The sequence below is a fragment of the Bacillus sp. AF23 genome (genome assembly GCF_020861455.1).
GTDB lineage: Bacteria > Bacillota > Bacilli > Bacillales > Bacillaceae > Bacillus > Bacillus halotolerans.
This window is the reverse complement of sequence record NZ_JAJHVY010000037.1, coordinates 195,661-218,518: the sequence shown is the minus strand read 5'-3', so window position 1 is coordinate 218,518 and position 22,858 is coordinate 195,661. Positions and strand designations below refer to the sequence as shown.

The 22,858-nt window shown below is 43.8% G+C and carries 23 protein-coding genes and 1 pseudogene; 14 read left to right on the top strand and 10 right to left on the bottom strand.

Annotated elements, in window-relative coordinates:
- The first annotated feature begins 11 nt into the window (after positions 1-11).
- The 10 genes and pseudogenes from LNN34_RS20415 to LNN34_RS20370 all read left to right on the top strand — a co-directional run.
- On the top strand, positions 12-1,337 hold the full coding sequence (locus LNN34_RS20415) for an LLM class flavin-dependent oxidoreductase (RefSeq protein WP_229044428.1): 1,326 nt from the start codon (positions 12-14) through the stop codon (positions 1,335-1,337).
- A gap of 13 nt (positions 1,338-1,350) precedes the next feature.
- Positions 1,351-1,848, top strand: a complete 498-nt coding sequence (locus LNN34_RS20410; RefSeq protein WP_202646784.1) for a GNAT family N-acetyltransferase — start codon at positions 1,351-1,353, stop codon at positions 1,846-1,848.
- A 23-nt stretch (positions 1,849-1,871) separates the two neighbouring features.
- A complete protein-coding gene (locus tag LNN34_RS20405; protein WP_202646783.1) occupies positions 1,872-2,666 on the top strand; it encodes an amino acid ABC transporter substrate-binding protein in 795 nt (264 codons plus the stop codon).
- A 22-nt stretch (positions 2,667-2,688) separates the two neighbouring features.
- Positions 2,689-3,363, top strand: coding sequence for an amino acid ABC transporter permease (locus LNN34_RS20400; RefSeq protein WP_024123423.1), 675 nt, complete (start codon positions 2,689-2,691; stop codon positions 3,361-3,363).
- Between the two features lie 12 nt (positions 3,364-3,375).
- Entirely contained in the window at positions 3,376-4,125 is a 750-nt protein-coding gene (locus LNN34_RS20395; protein ID WP_059335265.1) for an amino acid ABC transporter ATP-binding protein, read from the top strand.
- A 15-nt stretch (positions 4,126-4,140) separates the two neighbouring features.
- The gene (locus LNN34_RS20390) at positions 4,141-5,283 is read left to right on the top strand and encodes a M20 peptidase aminoacylase family protein (protein ID WP_202656499.1); all 1,143 of its coding nucleotides are present in this window, start codon (positions 4,141-4,143) and stop codon (positions 5,281-5,283) included.
- On the top strand, positions 5,280-6,626 hold the full coding sequence (locus tag LNN34_RS20385; RefSeq protein ID WP_229044427.1) for an MmgE/PrpD family protein: 1,347 nt from the start codon (positions 5,280-5,282) through the stop codon (positions 6,624-6,626). Before LNN34_RS20390 ends, LNN34_RS20385 begins: the two co-directional genes overlap by 4 nt.
- Before the next feature lie 72 nt (positions 6,627-6,698).
- Entirely contained in the window at positions 6,699-7,814 is a 1,116-nt protein-coding gene (gene eutH / locus LNN34_RS20380; protein WP_059292192.1) for an ethanolamine utilization protein EutH, read from the top strand.
- Positions 7,815-7,878: 64 nt separating this feature from the next.
- Positions 7,879-8,709, top strand: a complete 831-nt coding sequence (locus LNN34_RS20375) for a DUF1206 domain-containing protein (protein WP_059292193.1) — start codon at positions 7,879-7,881, stop codon at positions 8,707-8,709.
- A 65-nt stretch (positions 8,710-8,774) separates the two neighbouring features.
- Positions 8,775-8,992: pseudogene (locus tag LNN34_RS20370) on the top strand (HAD hydrolase family protein); the annotation flags it as partial.
- 1,026 nt (positions 8,993-10,018) lie between these two features.
- Here LNN34_RS20370 and LNN34_RS20365 read toward each other — a convergent pair.
- Genes LNN34_RS20365 through LNN34_RS20335 form a run of 7 tightly spaced genes read right to left on the bottom strand, consistent with a single transcriptional unit; the run spans position 10,019 to position 14,325 of the window.
- Positions 10,019-10,522, bottom strand: coding sequence for a hypothetical protein (locus LNN34_RS20365; RefSeq protein ID WP_229044426.1), 504 nt, complete (start codon positions 10,520-10,522; stop codon positions 10,019-10,021).
- A complete protein-coding gene (locus LNN34_RS20360) occupies positions 10,522-11,181 on the bottom strand; it encodes an ATP-binding cassette domain-containing protein (RefSeq protein WP_229044425.1) in 660 nt (219 codons plus the stop codon). Before LNN34_RS20360 ends, LNN34_RS20365 begins: the two co-directional genes overlap by 1 nt.
- Positions 11,182-11,197: 16 nt before the next feature.
- A complete protein-coding gene (locus tag LNN34_RS20355; protein ID WP_229044424.1) occupies positions 11,198-12,016 on the bottom strand; it encodes a hypothetical protein in 819 nt (272 codons plus the stop codon).
- The gene (locus tag LNN34_RS20350) at positions 12,003-12,809 is read right to left on the bottom strand and encodes a hypothetical protein (protein ID WP_229044422.1); all 807 of its coding nucleotides are present in this window, start codon (positions 12,807-12,809) and stop codon (positions 12,003-12,005) included. Before LNN34_RS20350 ends, LNN34_RS20355 begins: the two co-directional genes overlap by 14 nt.
- 56 nt (positions 12,810-12,865) lie before the next feature.
- On the bottom strand, positions 12,866-13,267 hold the full coding sequence (locus tag LNN34_RS20345) for a hypothetical protein (RefSeq protein WP_229044421.1): 402 nt from the start codon (positions 13,265-13,267) through the stop codon (positions 12,866-12,868).
- 36 nt (positions 13,268-13,303) lie between these two features.
- The gene (locus LNN34_RS20340) at positions 13,304-13,735 is read right to left on the bottom strand and encodes a hypothetical protein (protein WP_229044417.1); all 432 of its coding nucleotides are present in this window, start codon (positions 13,733-13,735) and stop codon (positions 13,304-13,306) included.
- 11 nt (positions 13,736-13,746) lie between these two features.
- Complete coding sequence (locus LNN34_RS20335) at positions 13,747-14,325, bottom strand: hypothetical protein (RefSeq protein ID WP_101859712.1); 579 nt, start codon at positions 14,323-14,325, stop codon at positions 13,747-13,749.
- Between the two features lie 442 nt (positions 14,326-14,767).
- Here LNN34_RS20335 and deoR point away from each other — a divergent pair, with 442 nt between their 5' ends.
- From deoR to LNN34_RS20315, 4 genes are all read left to right on the top strand, one after another.
- Positions 14,768-15,709 (top strand): DNA-binding transcriptional repressor DeoR, encoded by a 942-nt coding sequence (deoR, locus tag LNN34_RS20330; protein ID WP_229044416.1) that lies wholly within the window; start codon positions 14,768-14,770, stop codon positions 15,707-15,709.
- A gap of 105 nt (positions 15,710-15,814) precedes the next feature.
- Positions 15,815-16,486 carry a deoxyribose-phosphate aldolase gene (deoC, locus tag LNN34_RS20325; protein ID WP_059353261.1) on the top strand — a complete coding sequence of 224 codons (672 nt, stop codon included), beginning with the start codon at positions 15,815-15,817 and terminating at the stop codon, positions 16,484-16,486.
- A gap of 91 nt (positions 16,487-16,577) precedes the next feature.
- Entirely contained in the window at positions 16,578-17,759 is a 1,182-nt protein-coding gene (gene nupC, locus LNN34_RS20320) for a nucleoside permease NupC (protein ID WP_059292196.1), read from the top strand.
- A gap of 28 nt (positions 17,760-17,787) precedes the next feature.
- Entirely contained in the window at positions 17,788-19,089 is a 1,302-nt protein-coding gene (locus LNN34_RS20315; RefSeq protein WP_024123413.1) for a pyrimidine-nucleoside phosphorylase, read from the top strand.
- Between the two features lie 42 nt (positions 19,090-19,131).
- Here the strand turns inward: LNN34_RS20315 and LNN34_RS20310 are convergent, their stop codons facing one another.
- The 3 genes from LNN34_RS20310 to hutI form a co-directional block, all read right to left on the bottom strand.
- Positions 19,132-20,559 (bottom strand): amino acid permease, encoded by a 1,428-nt coding sequence (locus tag LNN34_RS20310; protein WP_044160058.1) that lies wholly within the window; start codon positions 20,557-20,559, stop codon positions 19,132-19,134.
- A gap of 75 nt (positions 20,560-20,634) precedes the next feature.
- Complete coding sequence (gene hutG, locus LNN34_RS20305) at positions 20,635-21,594, bottom strand: formimidoylglutamase (RefSeq protein WP_229044415.1); 960 nt, start codon at positions 21,592-21,594, stop codon at positions 20,635-20,637.
- On the bottom strand, positions 21,587-22,852 hold the full coding sequence (hutI, locus tag LNN34_RS20300) for an imidazolonepropionase (protein ID WP_229044414.1): 1,266 nt from the start codon (positions 22,850-22,852) through the stop codon (positions 21,587-21,589). Before hutI ends, hutG begins: the two co-directional genes overlap by 8 nt.
- Positions 22,853-22,858: the final 6 nt, after the last annotated feature.

The following is a 22,858-nucleotide window of genomic DNA, read 5'->3' as shown; positions in this document are numbered from 1 at the left end:
GGAGTAACGTCATGACAAGCAAAAAGAAGCAAATCAAATTAGGAGTTTTTCTTGCGGGGACCGGACATCATGTTGCGTCTTGGCGGCATCCGGACGCGCCTGCGGATGCGAGCATGAACTTGGATTATTTTAAACAGCTGGCGAGAACAGCGGAGCGGGGCAAGCTGGATATGCTGTTTTTAGCAGACAGCCTGTCAATTGACAGCAAATCGCATCCGAATGTGCTTACAAGGTTTGAGCCATTTACTTTGCTCTCAGCTTTGGCGCAGGTGACGTCAAGAATTGGCCTGACAGCGACAGCTTCTACTACTTATAGCGAGCCGTTTCACATTGCCAGACAATTCGCCTCACTGGATCACCTGTCCAACGGCCGTGCCGGATGGAATGTCGTGACCTCATCCATTGAGTCAACAGCGCTGAATTTCAGCGGGGAAAAGCATCTCGAACATCACTTGCGCTATCAGCGGGCAGAAGAATTTGTCGAGGCCGTAAAGGGGCTTTGGGATTCATGGGAAGAGGACGCCTTTATCCGCAATAAAGAAACAGGTGAATTCTTCGATAAAGAAAAAATGCACGAGCTCAACCACAAAGGAGATTATTTCTCAGTCCGCGGGCCTCTGAACGTTTCAAGAACGCCGCAGGGCCAGCCGGTCATTATTCAGGCGGGCTCATCAGGGGATGGGAAAGCGCTGGCTGCCAAAACGGCTGAAGTGATTTTCACGGCGCAAAACCATTTGGAATCGGCACAGGAATTTTATCAATCAATTAAAAAGCAGGCAGCCGAGTTTGGCCGCGATCCTGAGAAAATCGCGATCATGCCGGGCATTTTTCCGGTCATCGCAGACACTGAAGAAGAGGCCCAGGCTAAATATCAAGAGCTTCAAGATTTAATCATTCCATCTGTCGGTCTGCAAATCCTTCAGAATTATTTAGGCGGAATTGATTTGTCTGCATATCCGCTTGACGGGCCGCTGCCAAAGCTTGACGCGGATGCATCAAACGCGGTGAAGAGCCGATTTAAGCTTGTTCAAGAAATGGCTGAACGAGACAATATGACAATACGTGAGCTTTACAAATACGTTGCAGGCTCCAGAGGCCATCACATTTTTGTCGGAACGCCGGAACAGCTTGCCGACAAGATGCAGGAGTGGGTCGATCATAAAGCTTGTGACGGATTTAATATTATGCCTCCGCTTCTTCCGGAAGGAATTGAACTGTTCGTTGACAAAGTGGTTCCGATTTTACAGGAGCGCGGCGTGTTCAGAAAAGAATATGAAGGCACAACATTGAGAGAGCATTTTGGTTTAGAAAAACCGGTAAACCGTTATGCGAAGTAAGGAGGAACGCTCGATGAAGACGCAATATCGCCTCGCAGCTGAACGTGATGCCGAACAGCTTCTCGAGCTGACATGGCGCGCCTATGAACCGATTCGAAAGCTCGGCATTCGTTTTGCCGCGGCCCACGCGGATCTGGATCTGGTCTTAAACAATATCCGAAAAAACGCCTGTTACGTCATGGAAGAAGACGGGCGGATCATCGCGACCATCTCCTTACGAATGCCTTGGGGACAGCAGCCCGGACCATATGGCGTTCCTCATATCTGGTGGTTCGCTGTTGATCCTGAAACCGGGCAAAAGGGAGTCGGGACAAAGCTGCTTCAATGGCTTGAGCAGACCATCCTGCGCAATACGTTAAAGGTTCCGTTTGTATCGCTAGGAACAGCGGATAAGCACCCGTGGCTGATCGAGATGTATGAAAGAAAAGGATATGTCCGAGCAGGCGAGAAGGATCTGGGCAAAGGACATATGACAGTCTATATGAAAAAACAACTGCGAAATGACCTATAAAAGAAAAAAGGCGGGAAAATCAAATGAAAAGGAAAAAATGGACTGTGCTGTTAGTTGCTGCGTTATTAGCCGTGCTATCAGCTTGCGGCAATGGAAACAGCGGCAGTAAAGAGGATGACAACGTACTTCATGTGGGTGCGACCGGACAGAGCTACCCGTTCGCTTATAAAGAAGACGGAAAGCTGACAGGTTTTGATGTAGAAGTAATGGAAGCTGTTGCAAAGAAAATCGGCATGAAACTGGACTGGAAGCTGCTCGAATTCAGCGGTCTGATGGGAGAGCTTCAAACAGGCAAGCTTGACACCATTTCCAATCAGGTAGCGGTGACAGATGAACGCAAGGAAATGTACAACTTCACAGAACCGTACTCTTATGCAGGAACACAGATTGTCGTCAAAAAAGACAACAATGACATCAAATCAGCAGACGATTTAAAAGGAAAGACAGTAGCTGCTGTTTTAGGTTCAAATCACGCGAAAAACCTTGAAAGCAAAGATCCTGACAAAAAAATCAATATCAAAACATACGAAACACAGGAAGGCACGCTGAAGGATGTCGCATACGGACGTGTGGACGCTTACGTAAACAGCCGAAGTGTGCTAATCGCGCAAATTAAGAAAACAGGCTTGCCGTTGAAACTTGCCGGAGATCCGATTGTGTACGAACAAGTCGCATTCCCATTTGCCAAGGATGACGCGCACGACAAGACCCGTAAAAAAGTCAATAAAGCGCTCGATGAACTGCGCAAAGACGGAACGCTTAAAAAGCTGTCAGAAAAATATTTTAACGAAGATATCACAGCAGAACAGAAGCATTAAGAAACGGCGGTGAACCACCAGAATGAATACGATTGATTGGGAATTCATGATCTCAGCATTCCCGACTTTAATTCAGGCCCTTCCGATTACATTGTTTATGGCTGTAGCAGCTATGATTTTTGCGATTATCGGAGGACTTATTCTCGCACTCATTACAAAAAACAAAATTCCAGTGCTTCATCAGCTGTCAAAGCTGTATATCTCATTTTTCCGGGGCGTGCCGACACTTGTGCAGCTGTTCTTAATTTATTACGGGCTGCCGCAGCTGTTTCCGGAGATGAGCAAGATGACAGCTCTCACAGCTGCCATTATCGGTTTAAGTTTAAAAAACGCCGCCTATTTGGCAGAAATCTTCCGCGCCGCCCTTAACTCTGTTGATGAAGGGCAGCTGGAGGCGTGCCTGTCTGTCGGTATGACGAAACTTCAGGCTTACAGACGAATTATCCTTCCGCAAGCAGTCAGAAATGCGATACCAGCAACGGGTAATACATTTATCGGCCTCCTAAAAGAAACCTCATTGGCATTTACTTTGGGTGTCATGGAGATGTTTGCGCAAGGTAAGATGTATGCATCAGGAAATCTGAAGTATTTTGAAACCTATTTGGCGGTTGCGATTGTCTACTGGGTTCTTACAATCATTTACAGCATCCTGCAGGACTTGTTTGAACGCGCCATGAGCAAGCCATACCGGACTTAGAGGTGAAATCAGTTGATAAAAGTAAAAAATATTCGCAAAGCGTTTAAAGATCTGGTCGTGCTGGACGGAATCGACCTAGAAGTAAAACGCGGAGAAGTGGTGGCGATCATCGGTCCGTCCGGTTCCGGAAAATCAACGCTTCTTCGGTGCTTGAACCTATTGGAGCGCCCCAATCAAGGCATCATTGAAATTGGGGAAGCCAAACTGAACGCGGAAAAGTTTACACGTAAGGAAGCGTACCAGCTCCGTCAGCAAACGGCCATGGTCTTCCAAAATTACAATCTGTTCAAAAATAAAACCGCCCTGCAAAACATTACTGAGGCTTTAATCACGGCTCAAAGAAAATCACGAGATGAAGCGAACCGTATTGGGATGGAGATACTGAGGCAGGTCGGATTAGAGCATAAAGCTGACAGCTACCCGATCACAATGTCCGGCGGCCAGCAGCAGCGAATCGGCATCGCGCGGGCACTTGCGGTTAATCCGCATGCGATTTTGCTGGATGAACCGACTTCGGCGCTTGACCCGGAGCTGGTGGCGGGTGTGCTTCAGGTCATCAAATCGATTGCGGAAAAACAAACAACAATGATCATCGTCACACACGAAATGGCATTTGCAAGAGAGGTTGCCGATCAAGTGATTTTTATGGCGGACGGCCATATTATCGAGCAGGGAACGCCTGAAGAACTGTTTGACCATCCGAAAAACGAACGGACGAAACGATTTATCAAGCAGGTGGGAGAGCCTGCAGAGCTTATATAGAAGGGAAGAAGAAGAATGGCCGAAGAAACGTTTCATACACGTTTAATCAATATGCGGCATGACCTTCATGCACACCCTGAACTTTCATTTGAAGAGTTTGAAACGACAACCAAAATTCGCCGCTGGCTCGAGGAAGAACATATAGAGATTCTTAACGTTCCTCAATTAGAAACAGGTGTAATTGCGGAAATCAAAGGGCAGTCAGACGGACCTGTGATCGCGATACGAGCAGACATTGATGCGCTCCCGATCCAAGAACAGACGAATTTGCCGTTTGCCTCTAAGATTGACGGCGCGATGCATGCGTGCGGGCATGACTTTCATACAGCTTCCATTATCGGCACGGCCATTTTGCTGAATAAAAGAAGAGACGAGCTGAAAGGCACGGTCCGCTTTATCTTTCAGCCAGCGGAAGAAATCGCCGCAGGAGCAAGAAAAGTCATAGAAGCAGGCGTGCTGGACGATGTTTCCGCCATTTTTGGCATGCACAATAAGCCTGATTTGCCTGTCGGCACCATTGGGATAAAGGAAGGTCCGCTCATGGCAAGCGTAGACCGGTTTGAGATTGTTGTGAAAGGAAAAGGCGGACACGCCGGCATTCCCAATAACAGCATTGATCCCATAGCAGCGGCAGGCCAAATGGTCAGCGGTCTGCAATCTGTGGTCAGCCGCAACATCAGCTCACTGCAAAACGCGGTCGTCAGTATCACAAGATTACAGGCAGGCAGTTCATGGAACGTGATTCCGGACCAGGCTGAAATGGAGGGCACCGTTCGCACCTTCCAAAAAGAAGCGAGAAAGGCCGTTCCGGAGCATATGAAACGAGTGGCTGAAGGAATCGCCGCGGGCTACGGGGCACAGGCCGAATTCCGGTGGTTTCCTTATTTGCCGTCCGTTCAGAATGACGGCACGTTTTTGAACGCGGCATCAGAAGCTGCGGCGCGGCTTGGCTATCAAACGGTTCACGCTGAGCAGTCTCCGGGCGGCGAAGACTTCGCTCTTTATCAAGAGAAGATTCCTGGATTTTTTGTCTGGATGGGAACAAACGGTACAGAAGAGTGGCATCACCCCGCGTTTACATTGGATGAAGACGCACTGCAAGTTGCATCCAGCTACTTTGCTGAGCTGGCTGTTATTGTACTGGGGTCAATCAAATGATCCAAACAGAACTGACAGCAGGTCTTGCTGAGGCCGTAAGATTATCACAGCCTGAGAACGCCCCTGACGCGATGCGTGAAGCCAAAAAGGGATTGCTCGATTTTACAGCCGCATCATTTGCCGGAAGAGAAGAAAACGGCATTCAAAAGCTTTTGCATCTGATCGAAGAGGAAGGCGGCACGCCCCTTGTCCCTATTATCGGACAAGGGAAAAAGGCAGCGCCATTACAATCTGCGCTGCTCAATGGATTTATCGCCCATGCTCTGGATTTCGATGATGTCCATTCCGATGTAAGGGGACATCCGAGTGCAGTGATTTTGCCGGCACTCATTGCTTCAGCTGCCGCTCGAGAAAGTGGCGAGCGGCTTCTTGGCGCTTATATTGTCGGTGTGGAAGTAATGGCAAGGCTTGGGGAGTCGATTGGCAGCCTGCACTATGAAAAAGGCTGGCATAATACGGGAACGCTCGGAGCCATAGCCGCCGCCTGTGCTGTAGGGTACGCGGAGGAACTCACTCAAGAAGAACTGGAAAAAGCAATCGGTTTTGCCGCAACGCAGTCAGCCGGAATGAGGGTGCAATTCGGCACAGAAATGAAACCGCTGCACGCAGGGCTGGCAGCTCAATCAGGCTTGCTTGCTGTTAAGCTGGCTCAATCTGATGTTGGAGGCTCTCGTACGGCACTGGATGGAGAAAAAGGTTTCTTCAGCCTATACGGTGATGTAGACAAGGCCCAAACCACGCTGTTAAGCCATTGGGGCGAACCGTGGCGAATCGTGAAGCCAGGTTTATGGTTTAAAATCTATCCATTCTGCTCTGCGGCGCACCACGCGGCAGATGCCATTCGCGAGCTTATCTCTCAGGAAGCCATTTCTGCTGACAATACAGAACGGATTGAAGTCGTTTTTCCGCCTGGCGGAGATGCTGCATTAACGGCAAGATCACCAAAAACAGGAGAGGAAGGCCGCTTCAGCGTTGAATATGTCATTGCCCTTGCCCTGCACGGACAGAAGCTGATTGCTGAACATTTCAACAGCGAGCCCATACCAAATCATATGCAGGGCGCAATGCGTCATATTCAGCGAGTGTATGACAATCGCATTCAGGTAGCCTCTCAAGCGGTTCCGAAAGGCCGGTTCACCATTGTTCGGGCGTTTTTATCAGATGGACGCATAAGTGAAGCGCGGGTGGACTGCCCAAAGGGAGCTCCCGGAAACGGTCTGTCTAAAGAAGACGTAAAAGAAAAATTAAAATCAGCGCTGCCAAGTGATGTGCAAAAAGCATCGCATATCATAGAGGCCATTGAGCGCGCTGATATGAAAGAATTTTTATCGCGTTTAGATTAGAATCCGCCTCTCATCCCCTCCTTCAGATGATATGATAATGCCAAATCATACGTTTGAAAAAGGAGAAAGGCCATGACGGTAAATGATGCGGTTGTATGTATTCTGGCAGTCTTTTTATTAGTGGGAGCAGCCGATTATTGCTTGGGCTTGGGAAACAGGTGGGGGCTTGGCGAGCGGTTTGCGGAAGGCTTTAAGGCCATGGGACCGCTTGCGCTGTCAATGGTCGGGATTGTGTCGCTGGCGCCAGTGCTTGCGGCCATACTGATTCCCGTTGTGTCTCCGGTCTATGCCGCCATTGGCGCAGACCCTTCCTCCTTTGCCAACACCATTTTGGCCATTGATATGGGAGGCTATGCGCTGGCAGAAGAAATGGCGAAAGATCCGGACGCAGGCTTGTTTTCATGGGTATTTCTGGGGACGATGATGGGGCCGACGATCGTGTTTACCATTCCCGTCGCTCTTGGCATGATTGAAAAACAGGATCACCCGTATTTTGCAAAAGGCATTTTAATCGGACTGTGCACTGTGCCGATCGGATGCTTCGCAGGCGGGTTAGCTGCGGGATTTGAGATGGGATTGATCCTGAAAAACATTCTGATTCCAAGTCTTTTTTCTGCGGTTATCGCTTTTGGACTATGGCGCTGCACCGACAAGACAATCCGCGTATTTCACGTTTTCGGGAAGGCTGTCAGTATTGTTGCGATCATTGGGCTTGTTGCTGTCTCGATTGAAACAATGACAGGCTTTGTATTCATACCTGGCCTCGAAAAGATTGAAACAGGCATACAAACCGTAGGCACCATCGCGGTTGTATTGGCGGGCGCTTTTCCGCTGACAGCTTTTATCACAAAAGCTTTTGAGAAACCGCTCCATACATTAGGCAGGCTATTACACTTAGACCAGGCAGCGACAGCGGGAATGGTTGCTTCTTTGGCACATCTTATCCCCATGCTCGCCTTATTAAAAGACATGACGCCGAGAGGAAAGGTTATCAATGTCGCGTTTGCGGTCAGCGCAGCCTTTGTGCTCGGCAGCCACCTCGGCTTTGTGGCGGGAATGAAGAAAGAAATGGCAGCGGCCATGATCATCGGGAAATTAGCCGGCGGCATCACAGCTGTCGCGGCAGCTGCTTGGACGACCCCCGCCTATACAGCCAAAAAGCAAAGACACGATTCTCTTGAAGGGTAGTCTGTTTCAATTCTTCTCATTCGGGAAATGATACAGTAACGTTTCCGGAAAGAGGGTTGGGCACATGGATGCGAAGGACCAGTGCATCTCTAAAATAAAACAGGAAACCAAGCCTTGGATACAGCGGTTCGGAAGGCTTGGTTATTTTACATTTGGCGGCGTTTTTATCTTGCTCGGCATTCTGGCATTGATGACGGCTGCCGGAGCTGGCAGCGGGGCAAAGGATTCAAGCGGAGCGCTCCAAACCTTATCACGCATGCCATACGGATCGATTCTGCTTTTCTTCATCGGAGTCGGACTCATCGGGTATGTCATATGGATGGTGCTGAGTGCGATTAAGGATACAGAGGGCCACGGCACAGGAAGAAGGGGCCTGTCGCGAAGAACGGGAAATTTGTTCAGCGCCGCCGTATACGCATCAATTGCGTGGAATGCCCTTCGGTTTGTCTTTGATCATGGGAGCGGCAGCACTTCAGAACAGACGTGGTCTGCTTATGTATTGGCGCAGCCGTTTGGGCAGTGGCTGACGGGACTCACAGGAGCGGGCTTTATCCTATTTGCGATGGTTCAATTCATGAAAGGTATCCGGGCTTCTTTTATGAGAGAATTTGATACGTCAAAAATGAGCAAAGAAATGATATGTATTGCAAAAAACACAGGACGCGCAGGCAACATCGCCCGTGCCATTATTTTCTCAGCCATCGGCTTCTTTCTCATAAAAACCGCTCTCACCTCTGATCCGGATGACACAAGAGGCTTTGACGGGGCGCTCGCCGAGCTCGCGCAGCAGCCGCATGGCAGAGTGATTCTGATCTTTTTGGCGTGCGGGCTTGTGTTATATGGAATATACGCCATCATGAAAGGCATTTATCAATATATGAAGTGGGAAAAATAAGCTCTGGGCAGATCTGTGCCAGAGCGTTTTTCAGTTTCTCAGAAATCAGGTGGATGAAAGCGGGAGCCAGCAAAGGAAATGCTGTGCGCCAGCTGTCACAGCTGCTTAGAATTGAACAGGAGGAAGTCATGTGCATAGGCGACAAAGGAAACGACCTGACAATGATTGAATGGGCGGGCTGCGGCGTTGCCATGGCAAACGCTATTCCGGAAGTAAGAGAGATTGCCAATTTTGAAACATAAAAAAACACGGCGTGGCACATGTGATTCAGGGGCTTGCGCTGAAAAATAGGCACCCCATAAGAGGGTGCTTTTTTGAAAACAAAGTTAAAATCCTAATTCCGAAATATTGTAGTTACATTAGCCGAAAGGATTTAAATATTAAAGTTGATTTCAGAAATGATTAGGATTAAACCCTTTAAAGTTTTAAAATGATTTTTCTTAGCTTAGTTCTTTTAATCAATAGAATCCCCTATGATGTCTTTTTTGTTAAGAAATATAATGGAAGTAATTATACATATAAGAATAATTATCATTTGTATCAACAAGGTGATCACAATAGAGGCAAAAACATTTTGGTGAAATAGGGGCTGTCTTAAAACCATACTCAGATTTCCTATAAAAACGAAGGAGTCTCTGAAAATAGACAGCACGTACCATGCAGTTAAGATTAAAAAAGCATAAACAGGTTTCATCATTATTGAAAGGGTTGTGAAAAGAAAAACTGCACATAGTGCACTTGAAAAATTCAACAAAATGATGAACCATGTCAACTGTAGATAAGGCATTTTAAAATCTGAAAAATTTAGTGTATGCAAAGTATATTCAGTATAATTTGTTGAATGGATCCCAAATAAACAGCATAGAAAAAATGTTAATAAAAATATTAGAGAGCAGTAGATCAATGTAATAATAAAAGTACAAGAATATTTACTAATGATAAGTAAATACACTTTACGTATTCTAATTCTAGTAAATGAACTGAAATTTATAATGTCTGTTCTTGCCCACGTATTCATAATTAAAATCAAGCTTAGTTGAATAAACAACCATAAAAAAGGGAACTTAAAAGAGTGCTGTATCACAAGCTCAATTGGCACACCCCCTATACCAATTAGTAACGTATCTAAATACGAATAATAACTATTTTGATCATAGGATTTTAACAAAAGCACTGGGTACAACAAAAAAAACAACGTGAGAATTAGCAAAATAATAAAGTTATTTTTAGCATGTTGAAAGCCAGTTTGCAGATCTCTTTTTATTAATAAGAAATAATCTTTCATTGGATTTCACTTCCATAAAGTATCTTATTTGTAAACTGGAATCTTGAACAAATTGATAGTCATACCATGTCGAGAGTTAATATTTAGTTGTAATGATGCAGTTTTATTCATATCATTATAGGTGAATTTAGCCTCCCCTTTGATTGTTGTGTGAGGAGGGATGGAATTCACTCTTTTTTTTGTACGATTATCAATAAAGTCGATACTTTGTGTCATATCTTCTCCGCGCATTAAACGATAAAACTCTGGATGGAATGTAACAGCTTTATCAGTGTCATTTTTAAAAGTGAAAGGTATTATAAAATTTGTAATTTTATTCAGCATATCATCTTCCACTACTTCAGTTTTTGCTTTTCCAAATGTTTGTGTAAAGCCTAGGGCTTTTATGGGTGTGTCTAGATTAGAATTAATAACTGATAATTTGTAACCAGCATAGTTTTTATTAGTAGCGCGGTATTGATAAATACTATATGAAGTAACCAATATCAAGCAAATTAATATTAAAGCCAAATATAGTTTTTTCTTCATTAATTCACATTCCTTTCAGACTCGCCGACAATACGTCCACAATCAATATCAAAAATTTTATCTGATACTGCATGAAGTGTTTCAGAATCATGACTAGCAATTAATATGGTCTTTCCTTCAGCCTTTAATTTAAATAAAAGATTTTCGACTACTTTTACAGTTTCACGGTCTAAAGCGTTTGTCGGTTCATCCAGCATTATAATTTGTTGATCTTCCATAATAGCTTGAGCAATTCCAAGGCGTTGCTTCATACCTAAGGAATACTTTTTATATTTTTTTTTATCATCAGGATTTAAACCGACACTTTCAATAGCTTTCTTGATGTCATTATCGGAAATTTTTGATTGAATTTTTGAAAGTAACTTTAAATTCTTAAAGCCAGTGTAATCAGGCACAAAACCAGGATACTCTATTAAAACGCCAATATTGTTAGGGAAATTTCCTTGATTTGTCATATTAATTCCGTTTATTAAGATTTGCCCTTTAGTAGGGCGCATCAATCCCGATAATACACGCAACAGCATAGTTTTACCAGATCCATTCCGTCCTTGAAATCCGTAAATTTTCCCTTTGTCTAATTTAAAAGAAATACTATCTAGTACCGTATTTCTTTTGAATGTTTTTACAATATCTTTAGCTTCTATGATTACTTTCGACATTTTTCGTCCTCCATTATTAGTTCTTCTTAACGTTGTTCTCGTCAATTTTCCCATTAGAATAATCTTTTTTGACCATTTGTACATATATTATAGAAAATAAAAGTATTGTTCCGCCTGTAAACAGAAAGACTGTGGTCTCAAAAGATTCTGGTACTAACCATTGGTCTAAATTCAAAGATAAGTGATCATGTAAAATTGAAAATTCATAAAAGTTGCTCATCATACGATCCATAATAATTAAAGACATTACAGCGATAAAACTATATATGTAATTTGATAAAAACAAATATATAGCACTAACTGCAGCAGAAAAGAAAAAGAACACGAGAGTACTCGTAATAAAATAACGAGTAATCATCCATATCCCTGAAAAAGATGAGAGGTCTATTTGATCTCCATATCTTATATAAGGCGTTCCTGCTGTTGTGTCCCAATAATGTACAAAATTTCCGCACCAAATCCCACTAATAATGTATCCGAAAAATAATAATAGTAGTGTAAAACATAAGGAAATACCAAACAATCGAGCAATTAATGCTAAAAAAAGTTCTGAACGTGATCTATATCTAATGACACGAAATAGCGAAAAAAATGGTAAAACACCAATAGACACAAATAAAAGAAAAAGTGGACTGAGAGGAAAAGTAAATGTATATATTGAGAAAAATTGATCCATTGCGTCTGCGATACTAATCGTCCCTTTTAGATCTTCAAGTCGTGCATTTTTAATTAGGAAAAGAATAGTCAGTATAAATAAGCAAAGCCAACTCGATATTTTCCATTTATCAGCATATAAATCAGTTATTAAGTTTTTCCATTCCCTAATCACGAACATATTTGCGAACTCCTAGTAGAAAAATTATTAAGCTTAAAAGCATCACTCCTATTAACTGGAAGCACATTGCAGACCAACTCGCTCCATTGGGTGCTTGTTGTTGTAAAAAACTAGAGGCTTGCATTTGATCTTGTCCTAACGTTGTAAATACAGTATTAAGAATAAACTGAAGTACGAATGGAGATAAAACAACAATAAACATATTGTGAAATAGCATACTTATACTCAGTGCAAAACTAGCCCATACCCCGGAAAACAAACCAGTCAATAATATATAGAACAAAATGTGTAATAATGGGTGACTATAATAAAAATCAGGAAAAAATGTATAACCTGTTACTAATGGCATTTCATTATTGATAACACGATCAGGCGGAATATTAGGAAACTTCATGAAAGACAAATAAAGATTAACAATTAGAGGCAGCGTTCCAGTAATAAAAGCTGCGGCAAAATTCAATCCAAATAAAGCCTTGAAGTATAAACTTGCTTTTTTCCTTATAAATAAAAAAGGTGTATAGCCAGTACGTTGATCACTTGCGAATAAATCTGCTAATGGAAGAGATACTATTACAGGTAAAAGGAAAAGAAACAAGGTAGGGTAGTCTGAAATTCCACCAATCCCCATCCACTTGGTATAAGGTGTAAATGCTATTCCGCCATCTTTTTCAATTGATTCTTCTAAAAAAAGTTCATCTGTATAAAAATAAGCAACAGAACAAAATAAGCCGATTAAAATTGCGATATAAAATGACTTTCTATGTAATAGTCGGTGTAAAATTAGTCCGCCCATAAAATCCTCCTCTAAACAAGTAAATAGGTACTGAAATATCAGTACCTAAGAATTTATCAATAATCTGCGCTCCAAAATCCATTAGAATGGCCGTTTCCGTCTTTTTTAGCAGCAATTGAAGCGACTACTGTTCTAGATCCTTTGTTATCTTCAAGGGCATAATTTGTCATTAATATTGTGCCCTTTTTTCTTACTGTATAATTATGACCATGGGAAACATCATGCCCGTTTGCTTTAACCCAAGATTTATATGAAATATTTATATCATTTACTCTTTGATAGACAGCACTCTTAGTATATTTTTCGAGTTTACCAGTCTCATCGTATGGATTTCCTTTTAAAAACCCAAAATGATAACTTTTTGTCATACCTTTTGAATCAGCAAAAGCTTTGTTAATACCTACTAAAGTAAAACTAAGTCCTATAATAAGAGTGAAAATAAAAAACTTTTTTTTCATGCTCTAATAACTCCCTTTTGAATGTTTCACGTTTTATTACGAATATTTATCGTAGTCAGGACTCCATACTCCGTTAGAGTGCCCATTTCCATTTTTTTTAGCTGCAATAGAAGTGCTTACGGATTCTGCCCACCAACTTCTATAATCTTCAACTGCATAGTTTGTCATTAATACTACGCCCTTATTTCTTACTGTATAATTATGACCGTGCGAAGCATCATGCCCGCTTGCTTTAACCCAAGATGTATATGCAATATTAACATCTTTTACATTTTGATATACATAAGTTGTTCGGTACTTTTGACGTTCAGTTGTCTCATCATAAGGATTTCCTTTTAAGAATCCAAAATGAAATTTTGTATCTACAAAGTTTCCATCAGGTGGGTGCTTTGCTAATAGTTTGGCAGTGCCTAAAGAAGTAAAACTGACTCCCAAAATGAGCATAAATACAAGTATCTTTTTTTTCAATGAATTCACCTCTATATTTTTTTTATATTAAAAATCTTGTCTGCCACACCGTAACAGTCATGATTTTCGTTCAACCAAATAAACCGAAGAGAAACAACTGCTGATTTTCCTTTAAAAGATGGTAATTTGATTTGAAAATCTGCATCAGGTCCAGGATCTTTGTAAGTTTGTTTCCATGTGACTTCTTTTCCCTTTTCGTCTCTAATTTTCCCAAGTATGTAATTTGGTGTAGGATGCTTTAATTCCTTTACCATTTCAATTTTATTATGTTTTGGGAGAGGGACAATATCGGTCTTTTTTCCTTTAAGTAAATTTTTGATGTCAGCATTATTCGTCTCTACTTGTTTGTTGTAAAAAGGGCCATTCTTAAAATCAGATGACCAAAAAATTTTTTTGAAATAAATATTTTTCGAATCAGAGTCTAACCAAAAATCATTATTTTCGTCCTTAGGATCTTTGGAGGTATCTGTTATTACAATGATTGGTTCGGATACCGAATCTGTTACCATCTTGACTTCATTATTTTTGCCACAAGCAGAAACCATTAAGAGGGATGCTGTAAAAAATAGTGAAAAGATTAATTTCTTCATTAAAGAACACTTCCCTTATTTACTCAGAAAAATTCCAATAGACTCATATTAACTATAATATTTTTACAAGTCAACTATTTTTTTCTATTTTTTTGAGTATTTATTCTTGTATTTACCTTTTGGCATAGATCGCGAGATAATTTTGAAAGATAAAAGACGATGGTCTTACAGAGGTATGCTTCAGGTATATATATTTATAGTCGTGCCTAGGAATATAATAGTTTCTTAACAGGAGATTAAATTTCTATACTGGTTTAAATGATTAATAGCTTTTATTCATAGTTATTTTTAGAAATGTCTTTTATAATGAGCCTTCAAACATCACTGTTGAAGTGTATTAAACCATCCGATAATGGAGCGTAATACGGTACTTCAATGTTAAAATAAATTGGGATACTGTAAGAAAGAATAGAAAATATTGAATCTAAACTGGAGGCGCGATATGAATCGTGAAAAACAGCAGCTCAGCATAGAAGCTGCAAAATTATATTATCAATCAGATTACAGCCAGCAGCAGATTGCCGAACTGCTTAATCTGTCACGCCCCACCGTTTCCCGATTGCTGCAATACGCAAAAGAAAAAGGATTTGTCCAAATTCGCGTGATGGACCCTTTTGAGGATTTAGATGCGCTCGGTTCCATGCTGGAAGAGAAATACGGGCTTCTCGAAGCGCACGTTGTGTTTTCTCCGACACCGGACTATGCAGCAATCACACATGGCTTGAGCCGTTACGGTGCAGAATATATGCATGAAACGGTAAAAGACGGCGACATCGTCGGCGTCAGCTGGGGAACCACCATGTATCAGATCGCGCAAAACATGCAGCCAAAGCAGGTAAAAGGCGTAGAGGTCGTCCAGCTGAAAGGCGGCATCAGCCATTCCCGGGTAAACACCTATTCAGCTGAAACGATTCAGCTGTTTGCAGAGGCTTTTCAAACGATGCCGCGCTATCTTCCGCTTCCCGTCGTGTTTGATAATGCGGATGTGAAGAAAATGGTGGAGAAAGACCGTCATATCGAGCGGATCATTGAGATGGGCAAGCAGGCGAATATCGCTCTTTTCACGGTGGGAACAGTCCGTGACGAAGCGCTGTTATTCCGGCTCGGCTATTTTAACGAAGAAGAGAAAGCGTTGCTGAAACATCAGGCTGTCGGAGATATCTGTTCGCGTTTCTTTGACGAGGAAGGGAAGATTTGCAGCACCGCCATCAATGACCGGACCATCGGCGTCGAGCTTGAGGATCTGAGGCTGAAGGAACGCTCTATATTAGTGGCCGGCGGAAGCCGAAAAGTGTCCTCCATCCATGGTGCGTTAACAGGAAAATATGCCAATGTGTTAATCATTGACCAGCATACCGCAAGGGCACTTGTTAATGATTTGTGACACCTTCAGACCGTTCGCTGAACAAAATTTCAATTACCAATTTACATATGTTCAAAAGTCGGGTATGCTAAAAAATATCTTAACAAAAAAGGAAGTGTGCGAAGGATGACATTAGCCAATAAAATTGATCATACAGCTTTGAAACCGCATACACAAAAAGCGGATATTCTGAAATTAATAGAAGAAGCGAAAACATACAAATTCGCTTCTGTATGTGTAAACCCGACATGGGTGCAGCTGGCTGCAAAAGAGCTTGAGGGAACAGGAGTTGACGTATGTACAGTCATCGGCTTCCCGCTCGGCGCCAACACAACAGAAACAAAAGCGTTCGAAACGAAGGATGCGATTTCAAAAGGCGCCACTGAAGTGGACATGGTCATTAACATCGCTGCTTTGAAAGACAAAGAAGACGACGTAGTGGAAGCGGATATCCGCGGTGTAGTGGAAGCTGCAGCCGGAAAAGCGCTTGTCAAAGTTATTATTGAAACATGCCTGCTGACAGATGAAGAAAAAGAGCGTGCATGCCGTTTAGCGGTTTCTGCGGGAGCGGATTTCGTGAAAACTTCAACAGGCTTCTCAACAGGCGGCGCAACGAAGGAAGATATCGCTTTAATGCGCAAAACAGTAGGACCTGATATCGGCGTAAAAGCATCCGGGGGTATCAGAACGAAAGAAGATGTAGACACGATGATCGAAGCAGGTGCGAGCCGCATTGGCGCAAGCGCAGGCGTTTCCATTGTAAAAGGAGAAAACGGAGCCGGCGGAGACAATTATTAAGAAGCAGACGGAAGGCACATCGCTTTCCGGTCCTGCTTTTCTTTCCGGGGAAATAATAATGTAAGCGAATACAAATAAAGGAGAAACACATATGAAGTATTTGATTGGGATTATCGGTTTAATCGTGTTTTTAGGCCTTGCGTGGATCGCGAGCAGCGGCAAAAAAAGAATTAAGATCCGCCCAATTATTGTCATGCTCATTTTGCAGTTTATTCTCGGTTACATTCTCCTCAATACGGGGATCGGGAATTTTCTCGTAGGAGGATTTGCACAAGGATTCAGCTACCTGCTTGGCTATGCGGCAGAAGGAATCAACTTTGTGTTTGGCGGTTTGGTGAATGCGGATCAATCGACATTCTTTATGAACGTTCTCTTGCCGATTGTATTTATTTCAGCACTCATCGGGATTCTGCAAAAATGGAAGATCCTCCCGTTTATTATTAAATACATCGGCCTTGCCCTCAGCAAGATTAACGGGATGGGAAGACTGGAGTCGTACAATGCTGTCGCATCTGCGATTTTAGGGCAATCAGAAGTATTTATCTCCTTAAAGAAAGAACTCGGTTTACTGTCACAGCAGCGGTTGTACACGCTTTGCGCTTCTGCGATGTCAACCGTATCCATGTCAATCGTCGGCGCTTACATGACGATGCTGAAGCCTGAATACGTCGTAACGGCTCTTGTATTGAACTTATTTGGCGGTTTTATCATTGCCTCTATTATTAATCCTTACGAGGTCGCAAAAGATGAGGATATGCTTCGTGTAGAAAATGAAGAAAAACAATCCTTCTTCGAAGTGCTCGGAGAATACATCTTAGATGGTTTCAAAGTAGCGGTTGTTGTCGCAGCGATGCTGATCGGATTTGTCGCAATTATTGCTTTGATCAATGGTATTTTTAACGCTGTACTCGGTATTTCCTTCCAAGACCTGCTTGGATATGTGTTTGCTCCATTCGCTTTTCTTGTTGGTATTCCATGGAATGAAGCTGTTAACGCCGGAAGCATTATGGCAACAAAAATGGTATCGAACGAATTTGTCGCCATGACGTCTCTTTCGCAAAACGGTTTTCATTTCAGCGGCCGTACAACAGCGATTGTCTCAGTATTCCTCGTTTCGTTCGCGAACTTCTCTTCCATCGGTATCATTGCCGGTGCTGTTAAGGGTCTGAATGAAAAGCAAGGAAACGTCGTTGCTCGCTTCGGTCTGAAATTATTATACGGTGCCACGCTTGTCAGCTTTTTAACAGCTGCAGTTGTAGGTCTGATTTACTGAACATAATCGAAAAGGATCGGTGACTATAATGAGAATGGTAGATATTATCATCAAAAAACAAAACGGAAAAGAACTCACCACAGAAGAAATCCAGTTTTTCGTGAACGGCTATACGGACGGAAGCATTCCTGATTATCAGGCAAGCGCGCTTGCCATGGCGATTTTCTTCCAGGATATGAGTGATCGTGAACGGGCGGACTTAACAATGGCTATGGTGAACTCCGGTGAAACGATTGATCTTTCTGCCATCGAAGGAATTAAAGTGGATAAACATTCAACCGGCGGGGTCGGCGACACGACAACACTCGTGCTTGCACCGCTTGTCGCGGCTCTTGATGTGCCGGTTGCCAAAATGTCCGGCCGCGGCCTCGGCCATACAGGCGGAACAATTGATAAATTAGAGGCGATCGACGGGTTTCACGTGGAACTGTCAAAGGAAGAATTTATTAAGCTCGTGAACCGCGACAAGGTTGCCGTCATTGGCCAAAGCGGCAACTTAACGCCGGCGGATAAAAAACTGTACGCCCTGCGAGATGTAACGGGTACGGTGAATTCCATCCCGCTTATCGCTAGCTCCATTATGAGCAAAAAAATCGCTGCCGGAGCAGACGCGATCGTGCTTGACGTGAAAACGGGAGCGGGCGCCTTCATGAAAACAGAGGAAGATGCGGCTGAACTCGCGAAAGCAATGGTACGAATCGGCAACAAGGTCGGCCGCCAAACGATGGCTGTCATCTCCGACATGTCCCAGCCGCTCGGCTTTGCGATCGGAAATGCGCTTGAAGTGAAAGAAGCGATTGACACACTCAAAGGCGAAGGCCCTGAAGACCTGCACGAGCTTGTCTTAACACTCGGCAGCCAGATGGTCGTGCTTGCGAAAAAAGCAGGTACATTAGACGAAGCAAGAGCAAAGCTTGAAGAGGTCATGAAAAACGGCAAAGCGCTTGAGAAATTCAAAGATTTCTTGAAAAACCAAGGCGGCGACAGCTCGATTGTTGATGATCCGTCTAAGCTTCCGCAAGCGGCTTATCACATTGATGTGCCAGCCAAGGAAGCGGGTGTCGTCTCCGAAATTGTCGCAGACGAAATCGGCGTCGCTGCCATGCTTTTAGGTGCCGGACGCGCCACAAAAGAAGATGAAATCGATTTAGCCGTCGGCATCATGCTCCGCAAAAAGGTCGGCGACAAGGTTGAAAAAGGCGAACCACTCGTGACGCTTTACGCCAACCGCGAAAATGTCGATGAAGTCATCGCGAAAGTATATGACAATATCCGTATCGCAGCGGAGGCGAAGGCGCCGAAGCTGATTCATACGTTAATTACAGAATAAAAATAAAGCACATCCCATCCTGAGTGGGGTGTGCTGTTTTGATTAAAGGATGTGATCAATCGGATATTCCTCTTGTCCGATTTTTTTTGCTTTCGTAAGATTTCTTCTGAAATAGTAGATGAGATAGCATAGGATGATACAAGGAATTCCGCAGAAGAGAGCGATTCTTTGATTGGGATCAAAAGCAAGACCGATACAAGAAGCAGAACATAATAAAAGAGCGGCTATCGGCATAAGAGGATAAAGCGGTGTGCGAAATGTCAGATCTTTTACATTCCCCCCTTTTTTCAGAAATCTCTTTCGAAACAAGAGTTGGGACAAGGCAATGCTCATCCAGACCACGACCCCTGCAAATCCAGCAATCGCTACCATCACCACATAAACAGTTCCAGGCGCCACAATGCTGGAAACGAGAGATAAACAAGATACAGCCATACTGATGATTAAGGCATTTAGGGGAATGCCTTTAGATGTGACTTTTTTAAAGCGAGAGCTGATCATGTTTTCATTTGCTAACGACCACAGCATACGAGTTGAGGCATATAGTCCTGAATTGGCAACGGACAGCAAGGCTGTTAATATAACAAAATTCATAATGTCTGCGGCGTAAGGGATTCCGATTTCTGCAAATACTGCTACAAAGGGGCTTTCAATTACACCTGCTTCTTTCCATGAAATCAATCCGGATAATACGAAGACGGCACCGATGAAAAAAATGACTGTCCTCCATGCGACATTGCGGATAGAACGCGGAATATCCTTTTGAGGATTTGCGGATTCTCCTGCTGTGACTCCGATTAATTCTGTTCCGGAAAAGGCAAAGCTCACAGATATCATGGCGATAAATACGGCGAGGAAGCCGTTCGGAAACAATCCTCCATGACCTGTGAAATTTGAAAACATAGGGGCATCAGCCGTCCCGTTTAAAGAGATCAAGCCAAACATGGCGGCGCCTCCTAAAATGATAAATAAAATGATGGTGACAATCTTCACGCTCGAAAACCAAAATTCAGTTTCCGCAAATAATTTGACTGAAAATGCGTTGCATACGAAAAGGAGAGCTGCAAAAATCGCACTCCACATCCATACGCTGCTGTCAGGAAACCAGCGCTGCATGAGAATACCGGATGCGGTAAACTCAGAACCTACCGTCACCACCCAATTCACCCAGTACATGATGCCGACCATAAAACCGGTAGATGGCCCGATGAATGTTGTGGCGTATTTTTGAAAGGAACCGGTCACCGGCATGGCGACCGACAATTCACCGAGACATTGCATGACGAGGTACATCATCAATCCGCCGATTACATAAGCGAGTATCGTACCGCCGGGACCGGCTTGGCTGAGCGTATAGCCCGTACTGAGGAAAAGTCCTGTTCCTATGACGCCTCCCAATGAAATCATAAATAAGTGCCTGCTTTTCATTGTCCGTTTTAGCTGATGGCCGCTTTTTTCCTGAAGACCCACCGTTTCGTCCTCCTTTTAGCTGCCGTTTATCAGGCAGATGAGTTTCTTGTAACCAAAATACAACCTGCCGGAAGATCACTTGAATCGGGAGCGTTTCATTCCTTTTAATGCGTGTAACAGAACGTGAGCTGCGGCTCTGCTTGTCATATCTCGAAAATCGAGGGTGGGATCAACTTCAACGATTTCGATCCCTGCGACATTGGGCTCTTGTGCGATGTACTTGATGGCTTCGAGTAATTCGTCTGTATAAAGGCCGCCCGGGCCAATCGCTGGACAGCCGGGTGCATGGGACTGGTCTAAGACATCCATATCAACAGATATAAAAATGAAGTCTGTTCTTGTTTGAACGGCAGGCAGGATCTCTTTAATGGTCGGGATCAGTCCTTTTTCACGAATCATTCCCATCGTGTGGATGTCCACGTGATGATTTTTCGCGTATGTTTCATAAGCCAAGCTGTTGCTGAATTCTCTGATACCCAGTTGAATCAAATGCTGGCCTTCTATGATCTCTTCATCCAAAAGGCGGCGGAAGGGGGTGCCGTTTGTCGGCCCTCCGTCCTCCGTGTTCCGCACATCATGATGGGCATCAAATTGAATAACGGCTGTCGTTCCTTTCGTTTGCGCAATCGCTTTTATGGTGGAGTAGCTGATGGAGTTATCTCCCCCGAGTATGAGCGGTACCCAATCTGGGTGATCTGAAAGCAGAGCATGCATGGTTTGGAAGATTTGATCATGTGATTTCACGATATCAGTCACATGAATATCGACATCCCCCAGATCATAAAGAAAATCTGATACGATATGTTCCCCAAGCTCCGCAGAATAAGCAGATGAATGCTTTAGAGCCTGGCGGATTGTTCCGGGGGCAAAGGAAGCGCCGGAATGACTGATAGAGGATTTTGATAGGGGGACACCTATCAGCGCCGGCCCCTTAATGCTTTGGCCGTTCCATTTTTCTATCAGATCGCTCATTTTCGTTACATCACGGTCTTTAAACGATGAACCGGCCTCTCTGAGAAAAGGGTATTTATCCAAGAATGGCTCCCTCCCTGTTGACAACAAATGTCCCATTTTTCATGACTTGATGTACATGATTGACGCCGTAGTGATACGGAATATACATGTAATTCGAGGCTTGCCAAATGACAAGATCTGCTGAGCGGCCAGCTTTAAGCTGCCCTGCTTCTTCGCCTTTTCCTATGGCATATGCGGCGTTGACTGTGACGGCATGCCATATTTCTTCTGCGGTCATTTTCAGATGAAGCGCGGCAATCGACATGATCAGCTGAATATTTTCAGTTGGGGAGCTGCCCGGGTTAAAGTCCGTTGCCAGGCTGACACGTACACCCGCATCAATCATGTCTCTTGCTCTGGCATATGTGTGTTTGCCGAGATAAAATGTCGTGCCCGGCAAGAGGACGGCGATGGTTCCTGATTCAGCCATTTGCTGTATACCTTCATCTGAGGCGCCCACTAAATGATCGGCTGAGACAGCTCTTAGCTCAGCCGCTAATTCAGCTCCTCCAAGAGAATCAATTTCATCTGCGTGGATTTTTAATCCGAAGCCCGTCTCAGCTGCTTTTTGTAAATAACGGCGGGATTGACTGACTGTAAAAACACCTGTTTCTGTAAAAATATCTGCAAAGGCTGCGAGCTCCTCCTCTTTTATTTTTGGCAAGAGATTCAGCATGCGATCTAAAAATTCATCGGGGCTGTCCTTATCTTCAGGAGGAATGGCATGAGCCCCCATGAATGTGGAGACAAGGTCAATGGGCTGGCTTTCATGCAGTTTTTTTGCGACGCGCAATTGTTTCAGCTCTGTATCTATATCTAAGCCGTAGCCGCTCTTCACTTCAGCCGTGGTCGTGCCGTATGACAGCATTCTTTGCAGGTGAAAACGGCCTTTTTGCAGCAGCTCTTCCTCCGAGGCGGCCCGGGTATCTTTGACAGTGGACAAAATACCGCCGCCCTGCGCCAGAATATCTAAATAGGAGATGCCCTGAAGCTTAAGATTCATCTCCTTTTCCCGAGATCCGCCAAATACAAGATGGGTATGCGGATCGACGAGGCCCGGGGTTACAAGCCGTCCCGAACAGTCAATGATGTCGTCTGCCTCGTAATCGGCTTCAGTCCCTTTTTTTCCGGTGAACACAATCTTCTGTTCGTGGATTCCGACAACAGCGTCTTCGATCACATGAAGATCCTGCATGCTTTTGCCCGCGCGCGGGCCGCTGCTTTCCATCGTCAAAAGCTGACCGATGTTGATGAGCATTGTATCAATTTGTTTCGGCATGTTATC